Origin of the sequence: Pseudomonas sp. R32 (genome assembly GCF_009866705.1) — a bacterium.
Taxonomy (GTDB): Bacteria; Pseudomonadota; Gammaproteobacteria; order Pseudomonadales; family Pseudomonadaceae; genus Aquipseudomonas; species Aquipseudomonas donghuensis.
On the sequence record NZ_CP019396.1, the window covers coordinates 1,275,047 to 1,292,050 of the forward strand.

The window sequence follows — 17,004 nt, forward strand, 5'->3', positions numbered from 1 at the left end:
CGGGGTTGGGCCATGAGTACAGAAGATCCACGCTTTGCCGGTGTCGCCCGGTTATACGGTGACAACGGCCTGCAGCGCCTGCGCGAGGCCCATGTGGCCATCGTCGGTATCGGCGGGGTCGGCTCCTGGGCGGCCGAAGCCATGGCCCGTAGTGGCGTCGGCGAAATCTCCCTGTTCGACCTCGATGATGTCTGCGTCAGCAATACCAACCGCCAGTTGCATGCCCAGGAGGGCAATATCGGCCGCGCCAAGGCCGAGGTCATGGCTGAGCGCCTGCGGGCCATCAACCCGGCCTGCAAAGTGCATGCAGTGGTGGATTTCGTCACCAAGGAAACCCTGCCCGAGTACATCGGCGAGCACATCGATTGCGTGATCGACTGCATCGACAGCGTCATGGCCAAGGCCGCGCTGATTGGCTGGTGCAAGCGCCACAAGGTCACCATCATCAGCACCGGTGGTGCCGGCGGGCAAATCGACCCAACCCAGATCCGCGTTGCCGACCTGAACAAGACCTTCAATGACCCGCTGGCCTCGCGGGTGCGTTCGACGTTGCGCCGCGATTACGGTTTTTCTCGCACGGTGACCCGCAACTACAGCGTGCCCTGTGTGTTCTCCACTGAACAGCTGCGCTATCCCAAAGGTGACGGCAGCGTCTGCTTGCAGAAGAGTTTTGTTGGCGAGGGGGTGAAGCTGGACTGCTCCGGCGGCTTCGGCGCGGTGATGATGGTCACCGCGACCTTCGGCATGGTCGCCGCCAGCAAGGCGGTGGAAAAGCTTGTGGCTGGCGCCCGCCGCCCGTCCGAGCGCAGCAAGGCTCAGGCACCGGCGGCAAGCTGAGCCATGCGTTGCAGGACGGCGTTCAGGCCGTTGCTGCGTGAAGGCGAGAGCTGGCGGCCCAGGCCCAGCTGATTGAACCAGGCGGGCAGGTCCAGTTGCGTCAGCTCAGTGCTGGACAACCCTTCGACCCGCACCAGCAACAGTGCCAGCAAGCCGCGGATGATCCGTGCATCACTGGCCCCCTTGAAGCGCCACTGGCCGTCCTGCTGCTCGGCCACCAGCCAGACCTGGCTTTCGCAGCCGTGTACACGGTTGGTTTCGGACTGTTCCTCTGCGCTCAAGGGCGCCAGACGCTCGCCCCATTTCATCAGCAAGCGTGCGCGCTGTTCCCAGCCAGTCGCCTGTTCGAAAACATCCAGCGCTTGCTGCGCAGCCAGGGGCAGGCTCATCTCAGCAACTCCAGGGCTTGGTCCAGGGCTTCGAAGAAGCGCTGCAGGTCGTCGGAGTCGTTGTACAGGCCCAGGGACACGCGGATCGCGCCATCCAGGCCGAGGCTTTTCAGCAACGGCATGGCGCAGTGATGGCCGGCGCGCACGGCGATGCCTTGCTCGGTGAGCATATGGGCGAGATCGGCATTGTGCACCCCCTCGACCACGAAGCTGGCCAGGGCCAGTTGCGGTTGGCCGAGCAGGCGGATGCCTTCGCGGTCGTTGAGGCCGCGCAGCAGATGCCGGTGCAGGCCGGCTTCATGCTCGGCGACCGCATTGGCATCGAGACCTGCGAGGTAATCGAGGCTGGCACCGAGGCCGATCACACTGGCAATCGGCGGGGTACCGGCTTCGAAACCCAGGGGTGCCGGGCGAAAGCTGGCGCTGTGGTAGTCGGCGATTTGCACCATCTCGCCGCCGAACTGCCAATGACGCAGGCGCGCCAATGCTTCGCCGCGGCCGTAGAGCACGCCGACGCCGTCAGGGCCGTAGAGCTTGTGGCTGGAGAATACATAAAAGTCGCAACCCAACTGGCGTACGTCGTGACGGCCGTGGACCACGCCTTGGGCGCCATCGACCACAGTCAGCGCGCCCTGGGCCTGGGCATGGGCCAGCAGGGGCTCCAGTGGCTGCCAGGCGCCGAGCACGTTGGACAGCTGGCTGACCGCCAGCACCCGGGTACGTGGGCCGATCAGTTGCAGGGCGATGTTCAGATCGATCAGGCCGCGGCTGTCCAGTGGCAGGACCACCAGCTTCAGCCCGCGGCGCTGCGCCAGCTGTTGCCAGGGCAGCAGGTTGGCATGGTGTTCCAGGGCGCTGATGACGATTTCGTCGCCGGCTTCGAACAGTGGCTCAAGCCCGTAGGCGAGCAGGTTCAAGGCCGAGGTGGCGCCATGGGTGAAGACGATCTGCTGGCTGTCGGCGACATTCAGCCAGCCGGCGACCTTTTCCCGGCTGCGTTCGAAGGCTTGGGTAGCCAGGGCGCCGGGCAGGTGTTGGGCACGGTGCACGTTGGCAGCACCATGACCGTAATAGTGGCTCAAGGCATCGAGCAGGATTTGCGGTTTTTGCGTGGTAGCGGCGCTGTCCAGGTAGGTCTGGTGCTGGCGTTGCAGGGCGTCGATGGCTGGAAAGTCAGCGCGCCAGGGGGAGGGCTGGAACATGATGATCGGACCTGAAAATCGGGCCTGGCGTTAGGCCAGACCCGATGGTACCACTTAGTTGTGGGCGTGCAGCGCTTCGTTCAGCTCGATGGCCGACTTGTGGGTCTTGCACTCCACGGCGCCGTTGAGCGAGTTGCGGCGGAACAGCAGGTCGGTCTGACCGGCCAGGTCGCGGGCCTTGACCACCTTGACCAGCTGGTTGTTCTCGTCCAGCAGGTTTACCTTGGTGCCGGCAGTGATATACAGGCCGGCTTCGACGGTGTTGCGGTCGCCCAGCGGGATGCCGATACCGGCGTTGGCGCCGATCAGGCAGCCTTCGCCAACCTTGATGACGATGTTGCCGCCACCGGACAGGGTGCCCATGGTCGAGCAGCCGCCGCCCAGGTCTGAACCCTTGCCGACGAAGACGCCCGCGGAGACGCGGCCTTCGATCATGCCCGGGCCTTCGGTGCCGGCGTTAAAGTTGACGAAGCCCTCGTGCATGATGGTGGTGCCTTCGCCGATGTAGGCACCCAGGCGCACACGGGCGCTGTCGGCGATGCGAACGCCGGCAGGGACCACGTAGTCGGTCATTTTCGGGAACTTGTCCACCGAGAACACTTCCAGCAGCTCGCCCTTCAGGCGCGCTTCCAGTTGCTGCTCGGCAAGTTCCGCCAGGTCGATGGCGCCCTGGCTGGTCCAGGCCACGTTCGGCAGCAGCGGGAAGATGCCGGCCAGGTTCAGGCCGTGCGGCTTGACCAGGCGGTGCGAGAGCAGGTGCAGCTTCAGGTAGGCTTCCGGGGTGGACGTCAGTGCGGCGTCTTCGGCCAGCAGGGTGGCGACCAGTGGCTTGTTGCTTTCGGCCAGGCGGGTCAGCAGTGCGGCCTGGGCGGTGTCGACGCTCTTGAGGGCTTCGGCAAGCTGCGCGGCCTGGCTGGTGCTGAAGGCGATCGCCTGGTTGCCGCCTTCATAGCCCAGGACCGGGGCGATGGCCGCAACCAGTTCGGCAGCCGGGTTGATCAACGGTTGTGCGTAGAAGACTTCCAGCCAGGCGCCTTGACGGTTCTGGGTGCCGACACCGAAGGCCAGGCTGAACAGGGTAGTGGACATGCAGTTACCTCTTGCGAATTGAATGAAAGCTCGGCGCCGGTTTACTGAAGGGCGGCCGCGTACAGATCAGGCTTGAAGCCGACCAGGGTCCGCTTACCGAGGTCGAGCACAGGGCGCTTGATCATCGACGGTTGGGCCAGCATCAGTTCGATGGCCTTGGCCTGGTCGAGATCGGCCTTCTGGGCGTCTTCGAGTTTGCGGAAGGTGGTGCCAGCACGGTTGAGTACTGTTTGCCAGCCATGTTCATCGCACCAGCGCTCAAGGCTCGCACGGTCGATGCCCTGGGTCTTGTAGTCGTGGAAATCGTAGCCCAGGCCTTGGTCTTCAAGCCAGGTACGGGCTTTCTTCATGGTGTCACAGGCCTTGATTCCATAAAGGTGCAATGGCGTGTCGCGTTTGGTCATGTCTTGCCCCTCCTGGGAAAAAATGGTGAAGGATTATGCCATGGTCGGCGGCTTTGGGTTGCCGTTGCCATGGCTCTTTGTAGCATTGTGTTACAGGTTCTGGGCGGTTCTGCGACTTTTGTGCAGCGGTGCGCCGGCAGCCTAAGCGGCTAATATGTCGTTTCAATGGCAATGCCGTGCCCAGGCCAGCATAAGTCGTTGAATGCGTTTGAATTGAACAGGACTCGCCGAATGCAATCAGCCTACACCGTTCTCATCCTGCTGATGCTGGTGAGTGTTTCCAAACTGGTCGGGCGGATGATCCCGCTGCCCTTGCCGCTGGTGCAGATTGCCGCCGGCGCCTTGCTGGCATGGCCTACCCTGGGCCTGCACGTGGCCCTGGACCCGGAATTGTTTCTGTTTTTGTTCCTGCCGCCGTTGCTGTTTTCCGATGGCTGGCGGATGCCCAAGCGTGACCTCTGGCGGTTGCGCGGCCCGATCCTGACCCTGGCGGTCGGCCTGGTGCTGTTTACCGTGGTCGGTGCCGGCTATTTCATTCACTGGATCCTGCCCGGCATTCCGTTGCCGGTGGCCTTTGCCCTGGCCGCGGTGCTGTCGCCGACCGACGCCGTAGCGGTCTCGGCCATCACCCAGGACCGCCTGCCGACGCCCTTGATGCACATGCTCCAGGGCGAGGCGCTGATGAACGATGCCTCGGGCCTGGTGACCTTCAAGTTCGCCCTGGCGGCGGCGATCACCGGGGTGTTCTCCCTCGCTGAGGCCAGCCTGACCTTTGTTCTGGTCGCTGTCGGCGGCCTGGCCATTGGTGTGGCCCTGAGCTGGCTGGTCGGGCGCTTGCGCGCCTGGATGATCGCCCGCGGCTGGGACGACCCGGCCACTCACGTGGTGTTCATGTTGCTGCTGCCGTTTGCCGCTTATGTGCTGGCCGAGCGCCTGGGCGCCTCCGGCATTCTCTCGGCGGTGGCGGCGGGGATGATGCAGAGCTGGCTCGACCTGTTGCCGCGCCAGACCAGCACGCGCCTGCTCAACCGCAGCGTCTGGTCGTTGCTGGAGTTCGCCTTCAACGGTCTGATCTTTCTGCTGTTGGGCTTGCAGTTGCCCGACATCATCAAGGCGGTGACCAGCCACGAAGCCTCGCTGTGGCCGACCTTGCTGTGGCGCTGCATGGATGTGGTGGCGATCTTCGCCGTGCTGCTGGCCTTGCGTTTTATCTGGGTGCAGAGCATCTGGCGCCTGATCGGGGTGATCCGCCGCTGGCGCGGCAAGGAAGACCTGGTGCTGGTGCCCAACGCCCGTTCCTGCTGGTTGTTGACGGTTGGTGGGGTGCGCGGGGCGGTGACCCTGGCCGGTGTCATGTCGGTGCCGCTGCTGATCAGCGCCGGCAAGGACTTCCCCGAGCGAGACTTGCTGATTTTCATCGCGGCCGGGGTCATTCTGCTGTCGCTGGTCGCTGCCTGTATCGCTTTGCCACTGCTATTGCGCGGTGTTACCAAGAGCCCCGACGACGCCCTGCGCCAAGAGGCCCAGGACGCCTGGCGGCGCACCGCTGAAGCGGCGATTCACGCCCTTGAGGCAGAAGACCTGAGCGAGGCCGGTACGCCGCTGGATGCCTCCCAGGCGGCGCTGGCGGCCGAGCTCAAGGCGCGGTTGATGGCCGAGTACCGGCATCAGCTCGATACCTTCAACGACAGCGCCGAAGCCCAGGCCCTGGCCGCACAGATGGACCACCTTGAGCGGCGCTTGCGCCTGCGCGCGCTGCGGGCCCAGCGCCTGGAGCTGTACAACCTGCATCGTAAGCACCAGATCGGCGATGACGTGGTGCGTCAGGTGCTGGGGGAGCTGGATATGAGTGAGGCGAATCTGGGGCCGGTAAAGTAAGGCAATCACCGGCCATGCCCGCTCCTACCATCATCTGTGGGAGCGGGCTTGCCCCGCGATGGGGCCGTTTACTTCTGCAAGAACGCGCGAATCCGCTCGGCTGCTTCTACACACTCGGCCAATGGCGCTACCAATGCCATGCGCACCCGCCCGGCACCCGGGTTGACGCCATCCACTTCGCGCGACAGGTACGAACCCGGCACCACGGTCACGTGCTGGGCTTCGAACAGGTCTCGGGTGAACTCGGCGTCATCGCCTGGCACCTTGGCCCACAGGTAGAAACCACCGTCCGGGCGCTGCACATCCAGTACCGGGGCGAGGATCTTCAGTACTGCATCGAACTTCTCGCGGTACAGGTCGCGGTTGGCCAGCACGTGTTCTTCGTCGTTCCAGGCGGCAATGCTCGCCAGCTGGGTTTGCACCGGCATGGCGCAGCCGTGGTAGGTGCGGTAGAGCAGGAACGGCTTGATGATCTCGGCGTCGCCGGCCACGAAGCCCGAGCGCAGGCCCGGCAGGTTGGAACGCTTGGACAGGCTGTGGAACACCACGCAACGCTTGAAGTCGCTGCGCCCAAGCTCGACGCAGGCGCTGAGCAGGCCGGGCGGTGGGCTTTGTTCGTCGAAGTACAGTTCGCTGTAGCACTCGTCGGCGGCGATCACGAAATCGTATTGGTCGGCCAGGGCGATCAGTTTTTTCAGGGTCTGCATTGGCACCAGGGCGCCGGTCGGGTTGCCTGGGGAGCAGAGGAAAAGGATCTGGCAGCGCTGCCAGGTCTCGGCCGGCACGGCGTCGAAGTCCGGGTTGAAGCCGTTGCTGTCCAGGCAGGGCAGGTAGTGCGGGGTAGCGCCGGCCAGCAGCGCTGCGCCCTCGTAGATCTGGTAGAACGGGTTGGGGCTGATGACCAGGCCGTTCTCGGCGCGATTGACCACCGCCTGGGTGAAGGCAAACAGCGCTTCACGGGTGCCATTGACCGGCAGTACGTGTTTGTCGGCATCCAGCCAGCCGGCCGGGACGCCGAAACGGCGTTCGCACCAGCGAGTGATGGCTTGACGCAGCGCCGGCAGGCCGGCGGTGGTCGGGTACACGGCCATCTGCTGCAGGTTGTCGGCCAGGGCCTGGGCGACGAACGCCGGCGACTCATGCTTCGGTTCACCGATCGACAGGGCAATGGCGCGTTTGTCCGCCGCAGGCGTCACGCTGCCGAGCAGCGCACGGAGTTTCTCGAACGGGTAGGGCTGAAGCTGGTTCAAAGCGTTGTTCATCGGCGCAAGGTCTCGTCAAACGGTCAAATGGTCAGGCGGGTCAAAGGCACCCCGGTCGCCTGGTCGACGCGCAGTTGCTCGACGATCGCATCCTGCAGGCGGCTGCACAACTGCGGGTCGGACAGGGGCTGGTTGTCGGCGTCGGTGATGAAGAACACGTCTTCGACCCGTTCGCCGAGGGTGGCAATCTTGGCATTTTGCAGCGACAGGTCGAACTCCAGGAAGATCTTGCCGATCCGCGCCAGCAGGCCGGGGCGGTCGGGGGCGCTGAGTTCGAGGATGGTCACCGGGCGCTGGGCATCGTTATGGATGGTCACCTGCGGGGCAAAGGTGAAGTGCTTGAGCTGGCGCGGTACCCGGCGCTGGATGATGGTCGGGTAGTCGTCGGGGTTGCGCAAGGCGTCGGTCAGACCGTCGCGAATTTGCTTGACCCGCACGGGATTGTCGCCGATCGAGTCGCCATCGTTATCGAGCACGATATAGGTGTCGAGGGTGAACTGGCTGCTCGAGGTGATGATCCGCGCGTCATGGATGTTCAGGTTGAGCTGGTCCATGGCCGCCACCGTCACGGCGAAGAAGTCGTGCTGGTCGGGGGCATAGATGAAGATCTGGGTGCCGCCTTCGAATTCGCGCTGGGTGGTTTCCTTGATCAGCACCAGCGGCCCGCCGTCGGCCGGCTGCTGGAGGATGGCATCGCTGTGCCAGGCCACGTCGGCGGCGGTATGGCGCAGGAAGTAATCGTCACCCAATTGCGACCACAGTTGCTCGACGTCGTCCGGGTCGGTGCCCTCGCGAATGAGGATGTCCAGTGCTGCGCTCTGGGTCTGGCGGATCTGCTCTTCGCGGTCCAACGGGTTTTCCAGGCCGCGGCGCAGGGCACGCTTGGTCTCGGTGTAGAGCTGGCGCAGCAAGCTGGCGCGCCAAGAGTTCCACAGGCTCGGGTTGGTGGCGTTGATGTCGGCCACCGTTAGTACATAAAGGTAATCCAGGCGGGTTTCATCGCCCACCAGTTGGGCGAAGTCGTAGATTACCTGCGGGTCGGACAGGTCCTTGCGCTGGGCGGTGGTCGACATCACCAGGTGATGCTGCACCAGCCAGACAATCAGCCGGCTGTCCCAGCTCGGTAGCTGATGACGCGCACAGAAGGCCTGGGCGTCCACCGCGCCCAACTCGGAGTGATCACCCTGACGACCCTTGCCGATGTCGTGATAAAGCCCGGCGAGATAAATCAGCTCTGGCTTGGGCAGGCGGCCCATGAGCTTGCTGGCCAGCGGGAATTTTTCCGAAACCGGGGTGTACTGCAGTTTGCGCAGGTGCTTGATCAGGTTAAGGGTGTGCGCATCGACGGTATAGATGTGAAACAGGTCGTGCTGCATCTGCCCGACGATCAGGCCGAACTCCGGCAAATAACGGCCGAGAATGCCGTAGCGGTTCATCCGCCGCAGATTGCGGTGGATACCGATCTCGCACTTGAACAGCTCGATGAACAGGCTGGTGTTGCGGATATCATTACGAAAATCATCGTCGATCAGGTGCCGGTGCTCGCGCAGCAGACGAATGGTGTCGGCGCGCACGCCCTTGATTTCCGGGTGCTGGGCCATCAGCACGAAGATTTCCAGCATGGCGAACGGCGTGCGCTTGAAGACGTTGGTGCGTACTGCCTCGATATAGCCGTCATGCAGTTGGAAACGTGCGTTCAGCGGCTGGGCACTGGCGCTGTCGTCGTCGAGGATGACTTCTTCGAAGTGCTGGATGATCAGGTCGCTGAGCTCGGCGATGCTCATCACCACCCGGTAGTACTGCTGCATGAACTGCTCGATGGCGCGCTTGGGGTTTTCGTCGCCAAACCCGAGCAGGGCGGCGATGCTGCGCTGGTGGTCGAACAGCAAGCGGTCCTCGGCACGCCCGGCCAGCATGTGCAGGGCGTAGCGCACTTTCCAGAGAAATTCCTGGGACGAGGCCAGCAGGTTGTTCTCGCTTTCCAGCAAGAAGCCTTCGCCAGCCAGAGCGTGCAGGTTGAGGGTGCCGTACTGGCGCCGGGCGATCCACAGTACCGTCTGGATATCACGCAGGCCGCCTGGCGAGCCCTTGACGTTGGGCTCCAGGTTGTACTCGGTGTCGTTGTACTTGTGGTGCCGGGCTTTTTGCTCGGCACGCTTGGCCAGGAAGAATTCCTTGCTCGGCCACATGTGCGCGGTGCTGGTGACCTCGAGCATGCGCTGGCGCAGGTGCTCGGGGCCGGCAATAGTGCGGCTTTCCATCAGGTTGGTGACTACCGTCAGGTCGGCGCGGGCCTGTTCTGCGCATTCATCGACCGAGCGCACGCTCTGGCCGACTTCCAGGCCGATGTCCCAGAGCAGGGTCAGAAAGCGTTCGATCGAGTCGCGAAAAACCTCGTGGTCGGCACTGTCGAGCAGGATCAGCAGATCGATGTCGGAGTAGGGGTGCAGTTCGCCGCGCCCGTAGCCACCGGTGGCGATCAGGGCGATATCGGCGTCTTCGCTCCAGGTGAACTGGTTCCAGGCCTGTTGCAGGATGTTGTCGACGAACCAGGCGCGGTCCTCGATCAGCCGGCGGATCTCGCGGCCGCTGCGAAAGCGGTTGTCGAGCACCTCGCCGGCCTGGCGGATGGCTTTCTTGAAGGCAGCGATAGGGCTTGCCTTGAGGGCCAGTTCCGCCTGGAACTGACCGCGATCGAACAGCTCGGGATCCACCTGGGGCATCGAGAGGCTTTCCTGTGACAATCAGGCCGACGTGCGGGGAATGGTGTCGTCTTTACGCAGGGTGAAGATTTCGTAACCGGTCGCGGTCACCACCAGGGTGTGTTCCCACTGGGCCGAGAGCTTGCGGTCCTTGGTGATGGCGGTCCAGCCGTCGCCCAGCACCTTGGTGTCGGCTTTGCCCTGGTTGATCATCGGCTCGATGGTAAAGGTCATGCCTTCCTTGAGCTCCATGCCGGTGCCGGCGCGGCCGTAGTGCAGGATCTGCGGCTCTTCGTGGAACACCTTGCCGATGCCGTGGCCGCAGAACTCGCGCACCACCGAGAAACCGTTCTTTTCCGCGTGCTTCTGGATCACTTCGCCGATGTCGCCCAGGCGGCAGCCTGGCTTGACCAGTTCGATGGCCTTGTACATGCACTCCTGGGTGATCTGGGACAGGCGCTCGGCCCATACCGGTACGGTGCCGACGTGGAACATGCGGCTGGTGTCGCCGTGGTAGCCATCCTTGATCACGGTGACGTCGATGTTCAGGGTGTCACCGTCCTTGAGCGGCTTGTCGCCCGGGATGCCATGGCAGACCACGTGGTTGACCGAGGTGCAGATCGACTTGGGGAAGCCCTTGTAGTTGAGCGGCGCCGGAATCGCTTGCTGGACGTTGACGATGTAGTCGTGGCACAGGCGGTCGAGCTCCTCGGTGGTGACACCGGGCTTGACGTGCTCTTCGATCATCTCCAGGACTTCGGCGGCCAGGCGGCCGGCGATGCGCATCTTTTCGATGTCTTCGGCGGTTTTGATGGTAACGGTCATTACAGGCTCTCTACGGCGCAGCAAGGCGCAAATAATCTGGGGAAAGGCCGGATTCTAACAGAGCCAGGCCCGATTCAGGCGGCCATGGCGCTGATACAGCCTTTATATAAGGGCCATTCTGGCGCTAATGGGCGATGTGTGCAAAAGCCTGTGACGTTCAATGGTAATTCTGGTTTCGCTTGGCGGGCTTGTGTGGTATAAAATGCGCCGCTTTCCGGGGATAGCTCCGGAAGCACTAAACCCACACACGTGTCGACACGATGACCTGGGTGCCTTCGATCCACGGATCGCGGGTTGGTCATTGGGATACGTGGAGGCCCAACCCGACTTATCAAGGAACTATCATGTCCCAAGTCAACATGCGCGATATGCTGAAGGCCGGTGTGCACTTCGGTCACCAAACCCGTTACTGGAACCCGAAAATGGGCAAGTACATTTTCGGTGCGCGCAACAAGATTCACATCATCAACCTTGAAAAAACCCTGCCAATGTTCAACGAGGCACTGACCTTCGTAGAGCGTCTGGCCCAGGGCAAAAACAAGATTCTGTTCGTCGGCACCAAGCGTTCCGCTGGCAAGATCGTTGCTGAAGAAGCAGCACGTTGCGGTTCGCCGTACGTCGATCACCGCTGGTTGGGCGGCATGCTGACCAACTACAAGACCATCCGCGCTTCGATCAAGCGTCTGCGCGACCTGGAAACCCAGGCCGAAGACGGCACTTTCGCCAAGCTGACCAAGAAAGAAGCCCTGATGCGCTCGCGTGATCTGGAAAAACTGGATCGCAGCCTGGGTGGTATCAAGGACATGGGCGGCCTGCCTGATGCCCTGTTCGTGATCGACGTTGACCACGAGCGCATCGCTATCACCGAAGCCAACAAGCTGGGCATCCCGGTCATCGGCGTTGTCGATACCAACTCCAGCCCAGAAGGCGTTGACTACATCATCCCAGGTAACGATGACGCCATCCGCGCTATCCAGCTGTACATGGGTTCGATGGCTGACGCCGTGATCCGTGGCCGCAACAACGTTGCTGGCGGTACCGAAGTGTACGCCGAAGAAGCAGCACCAGCTGCTGAGTAATTGACGCCTGGCGTCTACTCGGCACGCGAAAAGGGGGCTTTGCCCCCTTTTTGCCACCTTGAAATCCTCTTGTCAGCATCGCCGTTGCAACCTTGTTACTGCATGAGTGCTGGTGAGTGGATTTACAGAATTGAACGCCCGTCAAGTATCGGGTGGAATGGTTGAAAACCTATCCAAGAGGAATTTGAAATGGCAGCAATTACTGCAGCGCTGGTCAAAGAACTGCGTGAGCGTACCGGCGAAGGCATGATGGATTGCAAAAAGGCCCTGGAAAAGGCCGGCGGCGACATCGAGAAAGCCATTGACGACATGCGCGCTTCGGGCGCCATCAAGGCCGCTAAAAAGGCTGGCAACGTTGCCGCTGAAGGCGCAATCGCCATCAAGGCCGACGACAAATCCGCCGTCCTGCTGGAAGTCAACTCGCAGACCGACTTCCTGGCTCTGCAAGACGACTTCAAAACCTTCGTCGCTGAAAGCGTTGACCAAGCTTTCGCCGAGAAACTGACCGACGCCGCTCCGCTGATCGCTTCCCGCGAATCGGCTCGTGAAGCGCTGGTTGCCAAGGTTGGTGAGAACGTCAACATCCGTCGCCTGGTGCGCGTTGAAGGTGACGTTGTCGGCACCTACCTGCACGGCAACAAGATCGGTGTTGCTGTTGTCCTGAAGGGCGGCGACGTCCAGCTGGCCAAAGAAATCGCCATGCACGTGGCGGCAAGCAACCCAGAGTTCCTGCTGCCGTCGGAAGTTTCGGCTGAAGCAATCGAGCGCGAGAAGAACGTCTTCCTGACCCTGAACGAAGAGAAGATCAAGGGCAAGCCTGAGAACATCGTCGAGAACATGGTCAAAGGCCGTATCTCGAAGTTCCTGGCCGAAGCCAGCCTGGTCGAGCAAGCGTTCGTCATGAACCCGGAAATCAAGGTCGGTGAGCTGGCCAAGAAAGCCGGTGCTGAAATCGTTTCCTTCACCTACTTCAAAGTAGGCGAAGGCATCGAGAAGCCAGTCGACAACTTCGCTGAAGAAGTTGCTGCTCAGCTGGCTGCTGCCAAGCAATAAGACAGATTCACCTCTGTCGCCCCGAAGAGGCTGCCCGCTCACGCGCGCAGCCTCTTTGTCAAAGCGGGAGCGGCTTACAAAGCCGCCTTTCGTTGGCGCAGTAGCTGCGCCACGCTAGAGTTACGCGCAGGCTGAAAACAGCCCGCCAGATTTTTTTACAAACGCCGCAGGAGAGATTCGCAATGGCTCAGCAGGGCAGTGGTTATCAAGCTCGCTATAAACGCATTCTACTCAAGCTTAGCGGCGAGGCCCTGATGGGCTCGGAAGAGTTCGGGATCGACCCCAAGGTCCTGGATCGCATGGCATTGGAAGTCGGCCAACTGGTCGGCATTGGTGTTCAGGTCGGTTTGGTAATCGGCGGGGGCAACCTGTTCCGTGGCGCGGCGCTCAGTGCAGCCGGCATGGACCGCGTCACTGGCGACCACATGGGCATGCTGGCGACCGTAATGAATGGCCTGGCCATGCGCGACGCGCTTGAGCGCGCCAACATTACCGCGATCGTCATGTCGGCCATCTCCATGGTTGGCGTTACCGATCACTATGATCGTCGCAAAGCCATGCGCCACCTGAACTCCAAAGAAGTCGTAATCTTCGCTGCCGGTACCGGCAACCCGTTCTTCACCACCGACTCCGCGGCTTGCCTGCGCGCCATCGAAATCGATGCCGACGTGGTATTGAAGGCAACCAAGGTCGATGGTGTATACACTGCAGACCCATTCAAAGACCCGCATGCCGAGAAGTTCGATCATCTGACCTACGATGAAGTACTGGATCGCAAGCTGGGCGTGATGGATCTGACGGCAATCTGCCTGTGCCGCGATCACAAGATGCCGCTGCGCGTCTTCAATATGAACAAGCCCGGCGCCCTGCTGAACATCGTGCATGGCGGCGCTGAAGGAACTCTGATCGAGGAAGTTCAAAAATGATCAACGAAATCAAGAAAGACGCCCAGGAACGCATGGTCAAGTCCCTGGAATCGCTGCAGCACGCGTTCAGCCGGATTCGTACCGGTGCGGCCAACCCGCAGATCCTGGCCGGTGTCCAGGTGCCTTACTACGGCGCTGACACTCCGATCAACCAGGTCGCCAACGTGACTGTTAAAGATGCCCGTACCCTTCAGGTCGTGGCGTTTGAGCGCAACATGCTGGCCGCGGTGGAAAAAGCCATTCTCAACTCGGGCCTGGGCTTCAACCCGACCAACCTGGGTGAACTGCTGCTGATCTCGATGCCGGCCCTGACTGAAGAAACCCGCAAGGGCTTCACCAAGCAGGCGCGCGATGCGGCTGAAGATGCCCGTATTGCCGTGCGTAACATTCGTCGTGATGCGCTGAGCCAGCTCAAAGATCTGGTCAAAGAGAAAGAAATCAGCGAAGACGAAGAGCGTCGTGCAGCTGACGATGTGCAGAAGCTGACCGACAAGGCCGTAGCTGACATCGAAGTCGCTGTGAAGGCAAAAGAAAAGGACCTGATGGCCGTTTAAGGGTCGGGACTTTTTTCAATGGAAAAGACCAAGCAAGGTGTGTCCCCATCGGTGCCGCGCCATGTCGCGATCATCATGGATGGGAATAATCGCTGGGCGAAGAAGCGCCTGTTGCCCGGTGTTGCCGGGCACAAGGCCGGCGTGGACGCAGTGCGCGCGGTCATCGAGGTGTGCGCCGAGGCCAAGGTCGAGGTGCTGACCCTGTTCGCCTTTTCCAGTGAAAACTGGCAGCGCCCGGCCGAAGAGGTCGGGGCATTGATGGAGCTGTTCTTCTCGGCCCTGCGCCGGGAAGCCAAACGCCTCAACGACAACAACATCAGCCTGCGTATCATCGGTGACCGCTCGCGCTTTCATCCTGAGCTGCAGGCTGCCATGCGTGAGGCCGAAGCGGCGACCGCCGGCGCCAATCGTTTCATCCTGCAGATCGCCGCCAACTACGGTGGTCAGTGGGATATCGCCCAGGCCGCCCAGCGCCTGGCGCGGGAAGTCCAGGCCGGCCACCTGCGTCCGGACGACATCACCCCCGAGCTGCTGCAGACCTGCCTGGCCACAGGCGACCTGCCGCTGCCCGACCTGTGCATCCGTACCGGTGGCGAGCACCGCATCAGCAATTTCTTGCTGTGGCAGCTGGCCTACGCCGAGTTGTACTTTTCCGACCTGTTCTGGCCGGACTTCAAACACGAGGCCATGCGTACCGCGCTGGCCGATTTCGCTTCGCGCCAGCGCCGCTTCGGGAAAACCAGCGAGCAGGTCGAAGCTGGAGCCCGTGCTTAATGCTTAAACAACGCATCATTACGGCGCTGATCCTGCTGCCGATCGCCCTGTGTGGCTTCTTCCTGTTGAACGGCGGCGACTTCGCCCTGTTCATCGGCGTAGTGGTGACCCTGGGGGCCTGGGAATGGGCGCGTCTGGCCGGCCTGGTCGGCCAAGCCCTGCGTGTGGCTTACGCTGCCGTGGTCGCCGGCCTGCTGATGCTGCTCTACCTGATGCCGGACCTGGCGCCCTGGGTGCTGGGGGCTTCGGTGTTGTGGTGGGCGCTGGCAACCTGGCTGGTGCTGACGTACCCGCGCAGCAGCGAGCTGTGGGCCAGTGCTGCCTGCCGCCTGCTGATCGGTCTGCTGATCCTGTTGCCGGCCTGGCAAGGCCTGGTGCTGCTCAAGCAGTGGCCGCTGGGCAACTGGCTGATCATGGCGGTCATGGTGCTGGTCTGGGGGGCGGACATCGGTGCGTACTTCTCCGGCCGCGCCTTCGGCAAGCGCAAGCTGGCCCCGCAGGTGAGCCCGGGCAAGAGCTGGGAAGGCGTCTACGGTGGCCTGGCCCTGAGCCTGGTGATTACCGCAGTAGTGGCTATCTCTCGTGACTGGAGCGCGGGTGAGCTGGTGCTCGGCCTGTTCGGCGCTGCAGCCGTGGTTTTCGTCTCGGTAGTTGGCGATCTGACCGAAAGCATGTTCAAGCGCCGCTCGGGGATCAAGGACAGCAGCAACCTGTTGCCGGGTCATGGCGGCGTGCTGGACCGTATCGACAGCCTCACCGCAGCCATTCCGGTGTTTGCCGTGCTGCTCTGGGCAGCCAATTGGGGCGTAATGTGAGCGGCGTACAGCGTATTACCGTGCTGGGCGCGACCGGCTCGATCGGCCTCAGTACCCTGGATGTGATCGCTCGTCATCCGGATCGTTACCAGGTGTTCGCCCTGAGCGGCTACTCGCGCCTGCAAGAGCTATTGGCCCTGTGCGTGCGCCATGCCCCGGCGTTTGCCGTGGTGCCTTCGGCCGAGGCTGCACAGCAGCTGCGTGAAGGCCTGGCAGTAGCGGGTTTGGCCACCCAGGTGCTGGTCGGTGAAGAGGGCTTGTGCCAGGTCGCGTCAGCTGCCGAGGTCGATGCCGTGATGGCTGCGATCGTCGGCGCTGCCGGCCTGCGTCCGACCCTGGCAGCAGTCGAAGCAGGCAAGAAGGTGCTGCTGGCAAACAAGGAGGCGCTGGTGATGTCCGGCGCCTTGTTCATGCAGGCGGTGCGGCGCAGTGGCGCCGTGCTGCTGCCGATCGACAGCGAGCACAATGCGATCTTCCAGTGCCTGCCGGGTGATTACTCCCGCGGCCTGGCCCAGGTTGGCGTGCGCCGTATCCTGTTGACCGCCTCTGGCGGGCCGTTTCGCGAAACGCCGATGGCCGAGCTCATGGATGTCAGCCCTGAACAGGCTTGCGCCCACCCGAACTGGTCCATGGGCCGCAAGATCTCGGTCGATTCGGCAAGCATGATGAACAAGGGCCTGGAGCTTATCGAGGCGTGCTGGCTGTTCGATGCACGGCCCAGCCAGGTCGAGGTGGTGGTGCACCCGCAAAGTGTGATCCACTCGCTGGTCGATTATGTCGACGGTTCGGTATTGGCCCAGTTGGGCAATCCGGACATGCGCACGCCGATCGCCAATGCCCTGGCCTGGCCGGAGCGTATCGATTCGGGGGTGGCGCCACTGGACCTGTTCGCGGTTGCCCGCCTGGACTTCAAGGCGCCGGACGAACAGCGCTTCCCTTGCCTGCGCCTGGCCCGCGAGGCGGCCGAGGCGGGTAATAGCGCGCCGGCGGTACTTAATGCGGCCAACGAAGTGGCGGTGGAAGCATTTCTCCAGCGGCGCATCCGCTTCCCCGAGATCGCGAGTATGATCGAACAAGTGCTCGATCAAGAGCCGGTGGTTGCAGTCGAGTCGCTCGATGCGGTGTTTGCCGCCGACCAGCGTGCGCGGCAGCTGGCCGGACAATGGTTGGCTCATCACGGCCGCTGAGGTCTGGCGCAGCAGTGCGTCAGGCCCG

The 17,004-nt window shown here is 62.4% G+C and carries 16 protein-coding genes; 9 read left to right on the forward strand and 7 right to left on the reverse strand.

Annotation, left to right across the window (positions count from 1 at the left end):
- Nucleotides 1-12 precede the first annotated feature (12 nt).
- Complete coding sequence (tcdA, locus tag PspR32_RS05790; RefSeq protein WP_010224865.1) at nucleotides 13-837, forward strand: tRNA cyclic N6-threonylcarbamoyladenosine(37) synthase TcdA; 825 nt, start codon at nucleotides 13-15, stop codon at nucleotides 835-837.
- On the opposite strand, the gene PspR32_RS05795 is transcribed toward tcdA, so the two are convergent.
- The 4 genes from PspR32_RS05795 to PspR32_RS05810 are packed head-to-tail and all read right to left on the reverse strand — an operon-like array spanning nucleotide 816 to nucleotide 3,921.
- Complete coding sequence (locus PspR32_RS05795) at nucleotides 816-1,226, reverse strand: SufE family protein (protein WP_159388191.1); 411 nt, start codon at nucleotides 1,224-1,226, stop codon at nucleotides 816-818. The genes tcdA and PspR32_RS05795 overlap by 22 nt on opposite strands.
- Nucleotides 1,223-2,428, reverse strand: a complete 1,206-nt coding sequence (locus tag PspR32_RS05800) for an aminotransferase class V-fold PLP-dependent enzyme (RefSeq protein WP_159388192.1) — start codon at nucleotides 2,426-2,428, stop codon at nucleotides 1,223-1,225. Before PspR32_RS05800 ends, PspR32_RS05795 begins: the two co-directional genes overlap by 4 nt.
- 54 nt (nucleotides 2,429-2,482) lie before the next feature.
- The gene (gene dapD / locus PspR32_RS05805; protein ID WP_010224860.1) at nucleotides 2,483-3,517 is read right to left on the reverse strand and encodes a 2,3,4,5-tetrahydropyridine-2,6-dicarboxylate N-succinyltransferase; all 1,035 of its coding nucleotides are present in this window, start codon (nucleotides 3,515-3,517) and stop codon (nucleotides 2,483-2,485) included.
- Nucleotides 3,518-3,558: 41 nt separating this feature from the next.
- Nucleotides 3,559-3,921: an ArsC family reductase gene (locus PspR32_RS05810; protein WP_010224858.1), complete on the reverse strand. Its 363-nt coding sequence runs from the start codon at nucleotides 3,919-3,921 to the stop codon at nucleotides 3,559-3,561.
- A 231-nt stretch (nucleotides 3,922-4,152) separates the two neighbouring features.
- Between PspR32_RS05810 and PspR32_RS05815 the strand changes: the two genes are divergently transcribed.
- The gene (locus PspR32_RS05815; protein WP_159388193.1) at nucleotides 4,153-5,799 is read left to right on the forward strand and encodes a Na+/H+ antiporter; all 1,647 of its coding nucleotides are present in this window, start codon (nucleotides 4,153-4,155) and stop codon (nucleotides 5,797-5,799) included.
- 68 nt (nucleotides 5,800-5,867) lie between these two features.
- Here the strand turns inward: PspR32_RS05815 and dapC are convergent, their stop codons facing one another.
- The 3 genes from dapC to map are packed head-to-tail and all read right to left on the reverse strand — an operon-like array spanning nucleotide 5,868 to nucleotide 10,588.
- Nucleotides 5,868-7,061, reverse strand: a complete 1,194-nt coding sequence (dapC, locus tag PspR32_RS05820) for a succinyldiaminopimelate transaminase (RefSeq protein ID WP_159388194.1) — start codon at nucleotides 7,059-7,061, stop codon at nucleotides 5,868-5,870.
- Between the two features lie 23 nt (nucleotides 7,062-7,084).
- Complete coding sequence (locus PspR32_RS05825) at nucleotides 7,085-9,784, reverse strand: [protein-PII] uridylyltransferase (RefSeq protein WP_036994075.1); 2,700 nt, start codon at nucleotides 9,782-9,784, stop codon at nucleotides 7,085-7,087.
- Between the two features lie 21 nt (nucleotides 9,785-9,805).
- Entirely contained in the window at nucleotides 9,806-10,588 is a 783-nt protein-coding gene (gene map, locus PspR32_RS05830; RefSeq protein ID WP_010224851.1) for a type I methionyl aminopeptidase, read from the reverse strand.
- Nucleotides 10,589-10,932: 344 nt separating this feature from the next.
- On the opposite strand from map, the gene rpsB reads away from it, so the two are divergent.
- The 7 genes from rpsB (at nucleotide 10,933) to ispC (ending at nucleotide 16,976) form a co-directional block, all read left to right on the forward strand.
- The gene (rpsB, locus tag PspR32_RS05835) at nucleotides 10,933-11,667 is read left to right on the forward strand and encodes a 30S ribosomal protein S2 (protein ID WP_010224850.1); all 735 of its coding nucleotides are present in this window, start codon (nucleotides 10,933-10,935) and stop codon (nucleotides 11,665-11,667) included.
- A gap of 189 nt (nucleotides 11,668-11,856) precedes the next feature.
- Complete coding sequence (gene tsf / locus PspR32_RS05840) at nucleotides 11,857-12,720, forward strand: translation elongation factor Ts (RefSeq protein ID WP_010224849.1); 864 nt, start codon at nucleotides 11,857-11,859, stop codon at nucleotides 12,718-12,720.
- 182 nt (nucleotides 12,721-12,902) lie between these two features.
- A complete protein-coding gene (gene pyrH, locus PspR32_RS05845; RefSeq protein ID WP_010224848.1) occupies nucleotides 12,903-13,646 on the forward strand; it encodes a UMP kinase in 744 nt (247 codons plus the stop codon).
- Nucleotides 13,643-14,200 (forward strand): ribosome recycling factor, encoded by a 558-nt coding sequence (gene frr / locus PspR32_RS05850; RefSeq protein ID WP_036994076.1) that lies wholly within the window; start codon nucleotides 13,643-13,645, stop codon nucleotides 14,198-14,200. Before pyrH ends, frr begins: the two co-directional genes overlap by 4 nt.
- Nucleotides 14,201-14,218: 18 nt before the next feature.
- Nucleotides 14,219-14,974 carry a polyprenyl diphosphate synthase gene (uppS, locus tag PspR32_RS05855; protein WP_010224846.1) on the forward strand — a complete coding sequence of 252 codons (756 nt, stop codon included), beginning with the start codon at nucleotides 14,219-14,221 and terminating at the stop codon, nucleotides 14,972-14,974.
- On the forward strand, nucleotides 14,974-15,789 hold the full coding sequence (locus tag PspR32_RS05860) for a phosphatidate cytidylyltransferase (RefSeq protein ID WP_100782988.1): 816 nt from the start codon (nucleotides 14,974-14,976) through the stop codon (nucleotides 15,787-15,789). Before uppS ends, PspR32_RS05860 begins: the two co-directional genes overlap by 1 nt.
- The gene (gene ispC / locus PspR32_RS05865) at nucleotides 15,786-16,976 is read left to right on the forward strand and encodes a 1-deoxy-D-xylulose-5-phosphate reductoisomerase (protein ID WP_010224843.1); all 1,191 of its coding nucleotides are present in this window, start codon (nucleotides 15,786-15,788) and stop codon (nucleotides 16,974-16,976) included. The genes PspR32_RS05860 and ispC overlap by 4 nt, the downstream gene beginning before the upstream one ends.
- The last annotated feature ends 28 nt before the right edge of the window (nucleotides 16,977-17,004 follow it).

Coding starts and splice junctions, on each gene's coding strand:
- tcdA (WP_010224865.1), top strand. CDS start 13: ATGAGTACAGAAGATCCACGCTTTGCCGGTGTCGCCCGGTTATACGGT.
- PspR32_RS05795 (WP_159388191.1), bottom strand. CDS start 1,226: ATGAGCCTGCCCCTGGCTGCGCAGCAAGCGCTGGATGTTTTCGAACAG.
- PspR32_RS05800 (WP_159388192.1), bottom strand. CDS start 2,428: ATGTTCCAGCCCTCCCCCTGGCGCGCTGACTTTCCAGCCATCGACGCC.
- dapD (WP_010224860.1), bottom strand. CDS start 3,517: ATGTCCACTACCCTGTTCAGCCTGGCCTTCGGTGTCGGCACCCAGAAC.
- PspR32_RS05810 (WP_010224858.1), bottom strand. CDS start 3,921: ATGACCAAACGCGACACGCCATTGCACCTTTATGGAATCAAGGCCTGT.
- PspR32_RS05815 (WP_159388193.1), top strand. CDS start 4,153: ATGCAATCAGCCTACACCGTTCTCATCCTGCTGATGCTGGTGAGTGTT.
- dapC (WP_159388194.1), bottom strand. CDS start 7,061: ATGAACAACGCTTTGAACCAGCTTCAGCCCTACCCGTTCGAGAAACTC.
- PspR32_RS05825 (WP_036994075.1), bottom strand. CDS start 9,784: ATGCCCCAGGTGGATCCCGAGCTGTTCGATCGCGGTCAGTTCCAGGCG.
- map (WP_010224851.1), bottom strand. CDS start 10,588: ATGACCGTTACCATCAAAACCGCCGAAGACATCGAAAAGATGCGCATC.
- rpsB (WP_010224850.1), top strand. CDS start 10,933: ATGTCCCAAGTCAACATGCGCGATATGCTGAAGGCCGGTGTGCACTTC.
- tsf (WP_010224849.1), top strand. CDS start 11,857: ATGGCAGCAATTACTGCAGCGCTGGTCAAAGAACTGCGTGAGCGTACC.
- pyrH (WP_010224848.1), top strand. CDS start 12,903: ATGGCTCAGCAGGGCAGTGGTTATCAAGCTCGCTATAAACGCATTCTA.
- frr (WP_036994076.1), top strand. CDS start 13,643: ATGATCAACGAAATCAAGAAAGACGCCCAGGAACGCATGGTCAAGTCC.
- uppS (WP_010224846.1), top strand. CDS start 14,219: ATGGAAAAGACCAAGCAAGGTGTGTCCCCATCGGTGCCGCGCCATGTC.
- PspR32_RS05860 (WP_100782988.1), top strand. CDS start 14,974: ATGCTTAAACAACGCATCATTACGGCGCTGATCCTGCTGCCGATCGCC.